Annotated in this window: 11 protein-coding genes and 1 rRNA gene; 1 reads left to right on the top strand and 11 read right to left on the bottom strand. The window is 69.2% G+C overall.

Features of this window, described 5'->3' with window-relative positions:
• Nucleotides 1-52: 52 nt before the first annotated feature.
• The 4 genes from ACUYTF_RS12970 to ACUYTF_RS12955 form a co-directional block, all read right to left on the bottom strand.
• Complete coding sequence (locus ACUYTF_RS12970; RefSeq protein WP_434144086.1) at nt 53-628, bottom strand: MerR family transcriptional regulator; 576 nt, start codon at nt 626-628, stop codon at nt 53-55.
• A 151-nt stretch (nt 629-779) separates the two neighbouring features.
• Complete coding sequence (ftsR, locus tag ACUYTF_RS12965) at nt 780-1,454, bottom strand: transcriptional regulator FtsR (RefSeq protein ID WP_434144088.1); 675 nt, start codon at nt 1,452-1,454, stop codon at nt 780-782.
• 1 nt (nt 1,455) lies between these two features.
• Nucleotides 1,456-1,920: an FHA domain-containing protein gene (locus ACUYTF_RS12960; protein ID WP_434144090.1), complete on the bottom strand. Its 465-nt coding sequence runs from the start codon at nt 1,918-1,920 to the stop codon at nt 1,456-1,458.
• A 110-nt stretch (nt 1,921-2,030) separates the two neighbouring features.
• The gene (locus tag ACUYTF_RS12955) at nt 2,031-3,500 is read right to left on the bottom strand and encodes a helix-turn-helix domain-containing protein (RefSeq protein ID WP_449279910.1); all 1,470 of its coding nucleotides are present in this window, start codon (nt 3,498-3,500) and stop codon (nt 2,031-2,033) included.
• A 152-nt stretch (nt 3,501-3,652) separates the two neighbouring features.
• On the opposite strand from ACUYTF_RS12955, the gene aceB reads away from it, so the two are divergent.
• Nucleotides 3,653-5,293 (top strand): malate synthase A, encoded by a 1,641-nt coding sequence (aceB, locus tag ACUYTF_RS12950; protein ID WP_449279909.1) that lies wholly within the window; start codon nt 3,653-3,655, stop codon nt 5,291-5,293.
• Nucleotides 5,294-5,379: 86 nt separating this feature from the next.
• Here the strand turns inward: aceB and mnhG are convergent, their stop codons facing one another.
• The 7 genes from mnhG to rrf form a co-directional block, all read right to left on the bottom strand.
• Complete coding sequence (gene mnhG / locus ACUYTF_RS12945; protein WP_449279908.1) at nt 5,380-5,754, bottom strand: monovalent cation/H(+) antiporter subunit G; 375 nt, start codon at nt 5,752-5,754, stop codon at nt 5,380-5,382.
• The gene (locus ACUYTF_RS12940) at nt 5,747-6,061 is read right to left on the bottom strand and encodes a monovalent cation/H+ antiporter complex subunit F (RefSeq protein ID WP_434144098.1); all 315 of its coding nucleotides are present in this window, start codon (nt 6,059-6,061) and stop codon (nt 5,747-5,749) included. Before ACUYTF_RS12940 ends, mnhG begins: the two co-directional genes overlap by 8 nt.
• Complete coding sequence (locus tag ACUYTF_RS12935) at nt 6,058-6,627, bottom strand: Na+/H+ antiporter subunit E (RefSeq protein ID WP_449279907.1); 570 nt, start codon at nt 6,625-6,627, stop codon at nt 6,058-6,060. The genes ACUYTF_RS12940 and ACUYTF_RS12935 overlap by 4 nt, the downstream gene beginning before the upstream one ends.
• Nucleotides 6,620-8,302: a Na+/H+ antiporter subunit D gene (locus ACUYTF_RS12930; RefSeq protein ID WP_449279906.1), complete on the bottom strand. Its 1,683-nt coding sequence runs from the start codon at nt 8,300-8,302 to the stop codon at nt 6,620-6,622. The genes ACUYTF_RS12935 and ACUYTF_RS12930 overlap by 8 nt, the downstream gene beginning before the upstream one ends.
• Nucleotides 8,299-8,817, bottom strand: coding sequence for a Na(+)/H(+) antiporter subunit C (locus tag ACUYTF_RS12925; RefSeq protein WP_434144105.1), 519 nt, complete (start codon nt 8,815-8,817; stop codon nt 8,299-8,301). The genes ACUYTF_RS12930 and ACUYTF_RS12925 overlap by 4 nt, the downstream gene beginning before the upstream one ends.
• Nucleotides 8,814-11,690: a Na+/H+ antiporter subunit A gene (locus tag ACUYTF_RS12920; protein WP_434144107.1), complete on the bottom strand. Its 2,877-nt coding sequence runs from the start codon at nt 11,688-11,690 to the stop codon at nt 8,814-8,816. Before ACUYTF_RS12920 ends, ACUYTF_RS12925 begins: the two co-directional genes overlap by 4 nt.
• A 219-nt stretch (nt 11,691-11,909) precedes the next feature.
• A 5S ribosomal RNA gene (gene rrf, locus ACUYTF_RS12915) occupies nt 11,910-12,017 on the bottom strand; the annotation flags it as partial.

Genomic DNA, 12,017 nt, shown 5'->3' with positions numbered 1-12,017 from the left:
AAGCTCGAAAGCTCGCGGGGCCGTTCTCGTCGGCGGGCCGTGCCCGCGAGAACTACGACGTCTTCTTCTTCGCGGAGCGGCGAGCGGCGAGCTCATCGTTCGCGGCTCCCGCCGCCTGGTCGCGATGGTCGTCCATATCGACGAGCGAAGTCTCCACCTCGCGCAGGACCTTGCCGACGGCGATGCCGAAGACGCCCTGACCGCGACTCACGAGGTCGATGACCTCGTCGTTCGAGGTGCACAGGTAGACGCTCGCCCCATCGCTCATGAGGGTCGTCTGCGAGAGGTCGCGCACGCCCGCCTCGTGCAGCTGCGCGACCGCGGTGCGGATCTGCTGCAGCGAGATTCCGGTGTCGAGCAGGCGCTTCACGAGCTTGAGCACGAGGATGTCGCGGAAGCCGTACAGGCGCTGCGACCCCGATCCCGCAGCACCGCGCACGGTCGGTTCGACGAGCCCGGTGCGGGCCCAGTAGTCGAGCTGCCGGTAGCTGATACCCGCCGCGCGCGCAGCGGTCGCGCCCTTGAAACCGCCGTCCTGATTCGGCTTCGGCAGACCGTCGTCGAAGAGCAGGTCGGGGTCGATGGAGACCGGCTCCGGAGTACCGGGGGTCTGCTCGGGGGTCTCCATGCGGGTCCTTTCCACCGACACACGACGCGTCGAACTTCATCAACCGTACCCAGCCGGGCACCCCCGTGCAACGACCGCCGGGCTCCATCTTCCGCGTGTCGACCTCAAGTTGAACCTTAAGGTTGAATTCATGCGGAAATCGCGGTTCCCCCTACGACCCGAAGCGGCGCCGCAACACGCCGGAGCGCACCGTTTCGAGGTATCCGGCGATCTCGAGCGAATCCTCGATGCCCGCCGGAGTGCTGCTCTTCACCCCGCGGGTCGACACCGCGTGCGCCACGAGTTCGGCCTCGCGCTCGGCCGCGACCCGCACCGCGCGCAGGTGACGCGGGGTGATCCCCCGCTCCGCGAGCTTCATGAGGGCGGTCAGCTGCGCCACGGCGTCGTGCGGGAAGACCTCGGCCGCCGGCAGCAGCCCCGCGGCGATCGACTCGCCCAGGAACCGGGCGCTCGCGCCGGTCGCGCGTCGCAGCTCGTCGCCGCTGAGCACGTGCTTCGGCACGAGCACGCTCGAGGCGCTGCGCGCGGCCGCACCGGGGATGATCGGGTCGTTGCCCGCATCGATCTCCTCCAGCACCTCCGCGATGACCTTGAGCGGCAGGTAATGGTCGCGCTGAAGCGTGAGGATCAGCCGCAGGCGCTCGATGTGCTCCTGCGAGAACTTGCGGTAGCCCGACTTCGTGCGTTCGGGGGCGACGAGGCCCTGCTCTTCGAGAAAGCGCAGCTTCGACGGGGTGACGTCGGCGAAGTCGTCTTGCAGCCGGGCGAGCACCTGCCCGATGCTGAGCAGGTGGGAGGACTCGGGGCGCGCGTTTGCCGCCGCCACGTCAGCCCTCGGCGGAGAGGTCGAAGCGCGAACCGAAGAAGGTGAAGCGGAACTTGCCGACCTGCACTTCCATTCCGTCGCGGAGCACGAGCTCGCCGTCGATGCGTTCGCCGTCGCAGTAGGTGCCGTTGAGCGAGCCGAGGTCGACGACGCTGAACTGCGTGCCCGCACGGCGGAACTCGGCGTGCTTGCGCGACACCGTCACGTCGTCGAGGAAGATGTCGACGGCCGGGTGGCGACCCGCGACGGTGATGTCCCGGTCGAGCAGGAAGCGCGCGCCCTGATCGGGGCCGCGTCGCACCACCAGCAGCGCTGCGCCCGAGGGCAGCGCCTCGACGGCCTCGCGCTCGTCGACCGAGAGATCGGTCGCACGGGCGCGGATCATCGCGCCGAGATCGTCACGGAACTGCTGGGTGGCCCGCACCTCGGTATCGTCTGCGCGACGGGCTCGGTTCTCGGCGTCCAATTTCTCACCATTCCCTCTGCTCGTGCTGGCGCTGGACCGTTCGGTCCGTGCCTCTACGCTAGCGCAGGCAGGGCCGGCAGCGCACCTTCTCGCACTCATCCGCCCGTTTCTCACGGCCTCCGCTCATGGGACTCAAGGAACTCGTACACCTCGTGCGTATCGACGCCCGGGAAAGTACCCGTCGGCAGTGCGGCGAGCAGACTGGTCGGGGTCGCCGCCTCGGGCCAGGCCGCCGCCGACCACTTGCGCGTCAGCGTGCTCGAGGCGCGACGGCAGCAGGCGTCATCGGGGCAGTCGGACTTGCTGCGATGCGACGTCTCCCGGCCGCGGAACCACTTCACATCCTCGAAACGCACGCCGACGCTCACCGAATACAGCCCCTCCTTCGCCTTCTCGACGCGCGAGGTACACCAGTAGGTGCCGCCCGACGCCATGTCGGTGTACTGGTACCACGGGTTGAAGCGGTCGGGCTGCGTGAAGATGGTACGGGCCGTCCAGTTGCGGCACACCGTCGCACCCTCGAGATTGCCGAGCGCGTCGGAGGGGAAGCGCACGCCGTCGTTCTCGTACGCCTTGATGAGCGTGCCCGACTCGTGCGCCTTCATGAAGTGCACCGGCAGCCCCAGATGCTCGGTGGCGAGGTTCGTGAAGCGGTGCGCGGCCATCTCGTACGACACCGCGAATGCATCGCGCAGATCCTCCATCGAGATACGCCGCTGCTGCTTCGCCTCGGCGAGCATCTCGACGGCAGCGGCCTCGGGCACGAGCACGGCGCCCGCCAGGTAGTTGATCTCCACGCGCTGGCGCAGGAAGTCCCGGTAGTTGCGCGGCTCCTCGTGCCCGAACACGATGCTGGCGAGCGCGCGCACGATCGGGGCGCGCGCGTCGCGCGACGGCAGATTGCTGTTCAGGTAGATGCGGCCGTTGCGGCGATCGATCACCGAACGCGTCGAATGCGGCACGTCGGGCACGTAGTGCAGCTGGAAGCCGAGGCGCTCGGCGATGCCCGCGACGGCCTGCTGCGACACCGGGCCGCCGGTGTAGCCGACGCCCGCGAGCAGTTCGGAGGCCTCGCGGTCGAGGTGAGCGAAGTAATTGTTCGCGGCGCGCATCTCCTCGCGCAGCTCGGTGTTGGCGCGACGGGCCTCCTCCGGCGTCGCCGCTCGCTCGCTGTGCAGCCGCTCCACCTCCTGGTGCAGGCCCAGGATGGCGTTGAGGGTCTCGTCGCTCGTCGCCTTCGACACGCGGATGGGGTCGATGCCGAGCGAGCGGAACACCGCGCCGCGCTGCGCGCGCTCGACCGCGATCTCGAGCGCCGCCCGCTTGCTCGGAGCCTCGTCGATCAGCAGTTCGTCGACGGTCGAATCGAGCGCCTGGGCCAGTGCGCGCAGCAGCGGCAGTCGCGGCTCGCGCTTGCCGTTCTCGATCGCGGAGAGCTGCGAGGGAGCGCGATCCACCGCCTGCGCCAGCTGCTCGAGCTTCATGCCGAGCGCGAGCCGGCGCTCGCGGATGCGCCGGCCGAGCGTCAGCGCATCGCCGGGTTCTTCTGCGGCACGGAGGTCAGCATCAGTCATCGTCATGCTCACCATGCTGCCAGATGCCGATTCTTTCGACAAGCAGAAAAAACTGACTTCTTCACCCTCGATATCGACCTGCTCAGCAGTTCGGAGGCCTTCAAGATAGAACCACACCGAAACAGCGCCCCTCACGGCCCGAACCTCATGGAGGCATCATGAACCCGCTCACTGCCACCGCAGCCCCACCCACCGCGACGGGCGCTCGCGTCGAGGTCCTCGGCGCCGCCTTCGACCGCAGCGACGAGATCCTCACGCCCGAGGCCCTGCAGTTCGTCGCCGAACTGCACCGCCGCTTCGGCAGCCGGCGCTACGACCGCCTCGCCGACCGCCAGCGCCGCCGCTACGAGGTCGGCAACGGCAGCGATCCGGTGTTCCGCGAGGACACCCGTCATATCCGCGAGGATGCGGATTGGCGCGTCGCTCCCCCGGCACCGGGGCTCGAGGACCGCCGCGTCGAGATCACCGGCCCGACCGACCCCTGTTCGAGCGTCGACGCCCTGAACTCGGGCGCGAAGGTCTGGCTCGCAGACCTCGAGGATGCGACGAGCCCGACCTGGCGCAACATCATCGGCGGCCAGATCTCGCTCTACGACGCGGTGCGCGACCAGCTCGTGTGCACCGGCACCGACGGCGGGACCCGCCGGGTGACGGCCGAGCGCACGCCGACGATCGTGATGCGCCCCCGGGGCTGGCACCTGAGCGAGCGCCACATCCGCTTCGTCGACGACCGCGGCCAGGCCGGTTCGGCCTCGGGCAGCCTCTTCGACTTCGGCCTCTACGCCTTCCACAATGCGCGCGAGCTCGTCGCCCGCGGCCGCGGGCCCTACTTCTACATCGCGAAGATCGAGTCGAGCGAGGAGGCCCGCCTCTGGAACGACGTCTTCGCCTGGACCGAGGAGGCGCTCGGGCTCGAGCACGGCACCATCCGCGCGACGGTCTTCATCGAGACGCTGCCCGCCGCGTTCGAGATGGAGGAGATCCTGTACGTGATGCGCGATCACATCGCGGGTCTGAACGCCGGCCGCTGGGACTACCTCTTCTCGATCATCAAGAACTACCGCGGCCGCGGCGCCCGCTTCGTGCTCCCCGACCGCAACGAGGTCGCGATGACGGTGCCCTTCATGAAGGCCTACACCGAGCTGCTCGTGCGCACCTGCCACAAGCGCGGCGCCTTCGCGATCGGCGGCATGAGCGCCTTCGTCCCGAACACCGAGCACCCCGAGGCGACCGCCGAGGCCGAGGAGCTGATGCGGGCGGACAAGCGCCGCGAGGCCTACGACGGCTTCGACGGCACCTGGGTCGCCCATCCGGGCCTCATCCCGATCGCGCAGGAGGAGTTCGACGCCGTGCTCGGCGAGCGCAGCAACCAGCTCGACAGGCTGCGCGAGGACGTCGAGGTCACGGCATCGCAGCTGCTCGACGTGCGCATCGGCCGCGGCATCACCGAGGCCGGCATCCGCTGCAACATCACGGCGACGCTCCGCTACGTCGAGGCCTGGCTGCGGGGCCAGGGATCGGTCGTCATCGACGGCATCGTCGAGGACGCATCGGCGGCCGAGATCAGCCGTTCGCAGATCTGGCAGTGGATCCACCAGGATCAGACCACTTTCGACGGCCAGCCCATCACCCGCGAGCGCGTCGAGACCCTGCTGCACGAGACGCTCGGCGAGGTTGAGCGCTTCGCGGGCGACCGCTACGACGATGCGGCGCAGATCTTCACCGAGAACGCGCTCGGCAGCGACTTCCCACCGTTCTTCACGGTGCACGCCTACGACCGCTACCTCGTCGAGGGGTAGACCCCGATTCGAATGCGGCGGCCGGTCGGAGTCCCTCCGATCGGCCGCCGCTTCGTCGGGTGCGCGGCCGCGGCTCGGCTGCGCCGCTACTCGGTGTCGACGGGTCCGTCGCCGCCCCGCGCCCGGCGGATCGCGGGCTCGAGCTCGTCGATCACGAGCGATTCGTCATCGAGCTGCCCCGTGCGGTAGGCGGCGCGCCCCACCATGTGAGCGGCGACCGGCGCCGTGAGCGACTGGAAGACGAATACCGGAATCAGCGCGAAGAGCGTGGTGAACGAGCGCTGGTCGAAGGCGATTCCCGCGATGATGAGCAGCAGGCCGAAGACCTGCGGCTTCGTCGCGGCGTGCAGGCGGCTCAGCACGTCGGGAAAGCGGAGCAGGCCGATCCCTGCAGCGACTGAGAGGGCTGCGGCCCCGACCACGCAGATGATCGCCGCGATATCGAACAGCTGCTCAGACATGCCCCACCCCCCGGCCCGGGCCGCGACGTTCCTCCTGCTCGGCCCGCCGCTTCACGTAGCGCGCCACCACGATGGTCGCGAGCGTCGCCGTCGCCGCGATCACGGTCATGAGCGGGATGCTCGCCGTGTGGCCGCGCACGATCATGTCGGTGCCGACCGCGAGCATCAGCGTCGTCAGCAGCACGTCCGAGGCGACCATGCGGTCGAGGATCGTCGGGCCGCGCACGATGCGCACCAGCGCCGCGAGCGCCGTCACCGTGAACCCGGCCCCCGCCGCGATCACCAGGACCGTCATCGTCGTGCTCATCGCCACCGCTCCACTTCCCTCGCCGAACCGACCGTCAGGGTGATCAGCCGTTCGATCTTCGCGACCGTCTCGCGCATGATCCGGATCTCGCGCTGGGTCGGCGTGTTCAGCACGTGCAGGTACAGCGTCGACGCGAACCGGTCGACCTCGGCGACGAGGGAGCCCGGGATGAGCGAGATCGTGAGCCCGACCATCGTGATGATGAAGTCGGACCGGGTGCGCAGCCGCACCGCGATGATCGCGGTCCGCGGCGGCGGGCCGGGGCGCACGGAGAGCCAGGCGACCTGCCACGACGCGATCATCAGGTGCCAGAAGAAGTAGCCGAGGTACTGCAGCGCGCGCCACGGGTTGAAGCGATCGGCGAGCCACGCGGGCGGCAGGTAGAACACGCGCATTGCGACGATCGAGACGATGAGTCCGCTCACGACCGACATCGGCGTGATCTCGCGCCACAGCATCGTCCACAGCAGGATGAGGCCCACGAGGAGCGGGAGCTCGTGCAGGCGCACGCCCCATTCGATGCGCTTCGCCGAGCGCGGCGCCTCGGCGCGATCGTGCTCACTCATGCGACACCTCCCCACCGGGATGGGTGTCGCCGCTGCCGCCGCCGGGACTGCCGGCGGGCGATTCGCCGAGCACCGAGACCACGAGGCCCTCGGGTGCGGCGAGCTCGTCGCCCGCGCGCCAGGAGTACGCCATCAGCGGGCCCGCGAAGACCGTCAGGGCGATGCTCACCGCGATCATGCCGGCGGTCGCCCCGGTCATGAGGCGGGGAATCTCCTTCTGCTCCTGCTGCGGCCGCTCGTGCGGCGCATTGTGCAGCTGCTCGAGCATCGCCTCCTCGCGCTCGCGCAGCATGACCGCCTCGGCGCTGAGCGCCGGCACTGCGCCGGTGCTGCCCGCGCCGTCGACCGGTTCGACCCGCTTGCGCGGGCGCCAGAACGCGAGCACCCAGGCGCGGGCCAGCGCGTAGAGGGTGAGCAGCGACACGAGCGCGCCGACGCCCATCAGCCAGTAGGCGCCCGGCGAAGCGAGCTCGGCGGCCACGGTGAACAGGCCGACCTTGCCGAGGAAGCCCGAGAACGGCGGAATGCCGCCGAGATTGAGCATCGGGATGAAGAAGAGCACGGCGATCACGGGCGCGCGCCGCATCATGCCTCCGAGCTCCGAGAGCGACGTCGTACCGCCGTTGCGCTCGATGAGGCCGACCGCGAGGAAGAGGGTGGTCTGCACGATGATGTGGTGCGCGATGTAGTAGACCGTCGCCCCGAAACCGGCCGCATTCGCCATCGCGATGCCGAAGATCATGTAGCCGATATGGCTGATGAGGGTGAACGAGAGCAGACGTTTGATGTCGAGCTGCGACACCGCCCCGAGGATGCCGACGACAAGGGTGAGGCCGGCGATCACGAAGAGCAGCCCGTCGACGCTCGAATGCGGGAAGAGCCCGGTCTGCGTGCGGATGATCGCGTAGACGCCGACCTTCGTCAGGATGCCGGCGAACACCGCGGTCACGGGCGCGGGCGCGGTCGGATAGGAGTCGGGCAGCCAGAATGAGAGCGGGAAGACCGCGGCCTTGATGCCGAAGGCGATGAGCAGCGCGAGGTTCAGCAGCAGCTGCACGTCGGCCGGCAGCTCGGCGATGCGCAGGGTCAGCTGCGCCATGTTCACGGTGCCGGTCGCGCCGTAGATGAAGGCGATCGCGGCGAGGAAGAGCACGGAGGAGACGAGCGAGACGACCACGTAGGTGATGCCGGCGCGGATGCGGTGCGCCGTGCCGCTCAGGGTGATCAGCACGTAGCTCGAGACGAGCAGGATCTCGAAGCCGACGTAGAGGTTGAAGAGGTCGCCCGCGATGAAGGCGTTGAAGACGCCCGCGCCGAGCACCAGGTAGGTCGGGTAGTAGATCGACACCGGGGTATCGTCATCGCCGTCGGCGAGGCCCTGGCCGAGCGAGAACAGGAAGACGCCGAGCAGCACCACCGATGAGACCGCGAGCATGAGCGCCGAGACCCGGTCGATGACGAGCGCGATCCCGAAGGGCGCCGCCCACCCGCCGACCTCCATCACGAGGGTGCCGTGGGCGTCGACGAGCCACATGTAGACGCCGCTGAGCACGACGGTCGCTACCAGCACGACGAGCGTGAGCGCCTGCTGCAGCCGCCGGTAGCCGGGCAGCGCGAGGGTCAGCGCGGCGCCGGCGAGCGGCAGCAGCACGACGAGGGGAACCAGTGCGATCATCGCGCTCCTTCCTCTCCCGCAGGCGCGGCCGCGGTCCCGGAGGCGTCGGCCGCTCGATCGGCGCCATCGTCGTCCTCGTCGTCGGGCCCGTCGTCGTCGGCGAACTCGTCCGCCTCCTCGAGGTCTTCATCGGTGACCTCGATGGTCGTGAGCGCCTCGGTCGTGGCGATCTCGAGGTCGGCCTCGTCGTCGAGCACGGCGTCGTCGCGGTCGTGCGCGAGGCGCCACGAGCGGTAGATGAGGGCGAGCAGGAAGGCGCTCACGCCGAAGGTGATGACGATCGCGGTCAGGATGAACGCCTGCGGCAGCGGGTCGCTCATGTCGTCGGGCGACGTCGCCCCCGCGATCGGCGCGTCGCCGAAGCTGCCGCTCATGAGGAAGATGAGCAGGTTCGTGGCGTTGCCGACGAGCAGGAAGCCGAGCAGCAGACGCGTGAGCGTACGGTCGAGCATGAGATAGATTCCGACGGTGTAGAGCACCACCATCGCGATGACCAGGATCAACGGCATCGTCATGGCGTCTTCACCTCCTCTTCTTCGAAGCCCGCCGCCTCGGCTTCGGCATGCTCGTCGATCTCGACTCCGAGGCTGCGCAGCACATCGAGCACGAGCGCGAACACGACGAGGTAGACGCCGATGTCGAAGAGCGTCGAGGTGACGAAGGGCAGGGATCCGAAGGGACCGAGGTCGACGTCGACCCAGGCCGAGGCGAGGGCGGACTGCCCGAAGAAGAGCGGCAGGATGCCCATCGTCACGGCGAGCGCGAGCCCCATGCCGAGGATGCGGCCGGCATCGAGCGGAACGGTCGCCCCGAGCTCGTGCCGTCCGCCGGCGAGGTAGCGGGCGACGAGGGCGAGGCCCGCGACGAGGCCGCCGGCGAAGCCGCCGCCCGGGGCGTTGTGGCCGGCGAGCAGCAGGTAGATCGACAGGATGATCAGGCCGTGGAAGATGAGGCGCACGACCACTTCGAGGATGATCGAGCGGCGCGACGGGTCGAGGTGCGGGCCGGCGAGCAGCCACGACCCGCGGCTCGTCGGGTCCTCGGGATCGGCGACGCGCAGCAGGTGCTCCTGCGCCTGCGAGCGTGCCGCGCGCCGGCTGATCATGGGGCGCAGATCGGCGCGGGTGCGCAGGAACACGAGCGAGGCGACGCCGGTCGCCGCGGCGACGATCACCGAGAGCTCGCCCATGGTGTCCCAGGCGCGGATATCGACGAGCATCACGTTGACGACGTTCTCTCCGTGACCGCCGTTCACCGCGAGCGCCGGCAGCTGCAGCGAGATCGGGTCGGCGACGCGCGAGCCGAGGGCGACGAGGGCGACGCAGCCGAGCACGAGACCGACCGAGAGGCCGAGCAGCAGTCGGAGCCAGCGCACGCGCCTGGTCGCGCGGAGTTCGAGTTTCTTGGGCAGGCGCCTGATGACGAGGACGAAGGCGATGAGCGTCACCGTTTCGACGAGCACCTGCGTGAGGGCCAGGTCGGGGGCGCCGTGGGTGGCGAAGACCGCGGCCATGCCGTAGCCGGTGATGCCGACGAGCACGACGGCGTGGAATCGGGTGTCGGCGCGCAGGGCGAAGATCGCGGCGAGGATCATGATGGCGGCGATCGGCCACTCGATGAGCGACTCCGCGAACACGATCTCCTCGGGCCACATGGGGGTCGCGAGCACGGACCCGCCGAGCGCGAGCACCACGACGATGAGGATGACGGCGAGGTAGAACGGCAGCGATCCGCGCTGCGTCAGCGAGGTGAGCCGCACCGCAACGATGTCGATCCAATGGGTGACCACCCAGTAGGCGTGCGACGCCGAGTAGCGTTCGGGCAGGGTCGGGAACATGCGGCCCCGCCTGACGGAGACGAGGGCGATGACGCTGCCGAGCGCCAGCACGGCGAGCGAGCACCAGAGCGCCGGGGTGAACCCGTGCCAGAGCGCTAGATGCTCGGTGGCGGGCCCGGCGAACGCGGTCTGAAGGTATCGGTCGACGGCCGGCGCGGCCACGCCCCCGGCGAGCGCCAGGAGGGAGAAGACGAACGGAGCCGCTCCGATGCTCCAGCCGGGCGGGTGCACGAACGAGCATTCGACGACGCCGGGCTTGCGGGCGAAGGCGCCCCAGAGGAGGCGCCCCATGTATGCCACCGTGAGCATACTGCCGACGAACACGACTGCGAAGGCAGCATATGCGATCGGGTGATCCGCCCCGATCGCGAGGAGCTCGGTGAAGGCGGCCTCTTTCGCGACGAAGCCCATGAGGGGCGGGAAGCCGGCCATCGACAGGGCGGCCGCGGTCGTGACGACCGCGAGCGCCGGCATCTTGCGCCCGAGCCCGCTGAGGCGGCGCAGATCGCGCGTGCCCGTCGAGTGGTCGATGATGCCGACGGCGAGGAACAGCGGGGCCTTCGCGACCGCATGCGCGAGCAGCAGCGCGAGCCCGGCGAAGCTGGCGCGGGGGTCGCCGACGCCGAAGACCATGATGAGCAGGCCGAGCTGGCTGACGGTGCCGTGGGCGACGATCAGTTTGATGTCGTACTGCTTCAGCGCGCGCACGCCGCCGTGGAGCATCGTGATCGCGCCGAGCACGACGAGGGTTTCTCGGAAACCGGGCACGTCGGCGAACCCGGGCGAGATGCGCGCGATCAGGTAGACGCCGGCCTTCACCATCGCCGCGGCGTGCAGGTAGGCGCTGACCGGGGTCGGCGCCGCCATGGCGCCCGGCAACCAGAAGCTGAAGGGGAATATGGCGGACTTCGAGAGCGCTCCGGCGAGGAGCAGGTAGACCGCGACCGTCGCGAGCGTCCCACGCGGCGGTGCGGCGACGATCTCCGAGAGCAGTGAAGTACCCGCGGCCTGGGTGAGCAGCACGAAGCCGACGAGCATCGCGAGGCCGCCGAGCGTCGTCACCATCAACGCCTGGAGCGCCGCCGCGTTCGCAGTGCGGAGGCGGATCGCGTGCCCGATCAGCAGGAAGGAGAAGACGGTCGTCGCTTCCCAGAAGATGAAGAGCAGATAGACGTCGTCGGCGAGCACGAGCCCGAGCATCGAGGTCGCGAAGCCCATGAAGACGGCCCCGAACCGAGCGAGGCCGACCTCGCCGTCTTCGAAGTAGTGCGTGCAGTAGAGCAGCACGAGTGCGCCCGCCCCGGTGACGAGCAGTGCGAAGATCGCGGAGAGCGGGTCGAGCCGCAGGGTCAGCGTGAGATGCAGTTCCGGCACCCACGGGATGGCCTCGACCAATGTCTCCCCGCCGAAGACCCGGCCGACGAGCCCGAGGAGCACGATGAAGCAGCCGGCCATCAGTGCCGCGAGGCCGATGAAGACGCGCCGGCCGTAGCGGCGCATCACCGGGTGCACGATGATCGAAACGGTCGCGAGGACGAGAAGGACTCCCATCATCGCACTCAAATGCATCTCGCTCCCGCTCGGTGGCACTTCTGTTGAGTTTATCGGAAATCCGCACTCCCCCGCTGAGTGTCGCGGGCCGGAAGCCGATCAGTTCCACCGGCCGCGCAGGGAGCAATATACGCGTGCGGGAATCGGGGCAGAAATAAGAAAAGCCCCGGGAAGGACGGTCCGTGGACCTCCCCTCCCAGGGCTTCTCCGTGAAAAGGAGTTCGGCGGTGTCTTACTCTCCCACGAGGTCCCCCTCGCAGTACCATCAGCGCAGTCAGCCTTAGCTTCCGGGTTCGGAATGTGACCGGGCGTTTCCCTGACGCTATA

The organism is Leucobacter sp. GX0328 (assembly GCF_053567315.1).
This window is presented reverse-complemented; position numbering and strand designations above follow the sequence as displayed.

Bases quoted from the DNA above. Each gene is read 5' to 3' on its own strand.
- ACUYTF_RS12940 (WP_434144098.1), bottom strand. From the start codon at position 6,061: ATGAGCACGACGATGACGGTCCTGGTGATCGCGGCGGGGGCCGGGTTC.
- ACUYTF_RS12935 (WP_449279907.1), bottom strand. From the start codon at position 6,627: ATGAGTGAGCACGATCGCGCCGAGGCGCCGCGCTCGGCGAAGCGCATC.
- ACUYTF_RS12925 (WP_434144105.1), bottom strand. From the start codon at position 8,817: ATGACGATGCCGTTGATCCTGGTCATCGCGATGGTGGTGCTCTACACC.
- ACUYTF_RS12930 (WP_449279906.1), bottom strand. From the start codon at position 8,302: ATGATCGCACTGGTTCCCCTCGTCGTGCTGCTGCCGCTCGCCGGCGCC.
- ACUYTF_RS12970 (WP_434144086.1), bottom strand. From the start codon at position 628: ATGGAGACCCCCGAGCAGACCCCCGGTACTCCGGAGCCGGTCTCCATC.
- mnhG (WP_449279908.1), bottom strand. From the start codon at position 5,754: ATGTCTGAGCAGCTGTTCGATATCGCGGCGATCATCTGCGTGGTCGGG.
- aceB (WP_449279909.1), top strand. From the start codon at position 3,653: ATGAACCCGCTCACTGCCACCGCAGCCCCACCCACCGCGACGGGCGCT.
- ACUYTF_RS12920 (WP_434144107.1), bottom strand. From the start codon at position 11,690: ATGGGAGTCCTTCTCGTCCTCGCGACCGTTTCGATCATCGTGCACCCG.
- ACUYTF_RS12955 (WP_449279910.1), bottom strand. From the start codon at position 3,500: ATGACGATGACTGATGCTGACCTCCGTGCCGCAGAAGAACCCGGCGAT.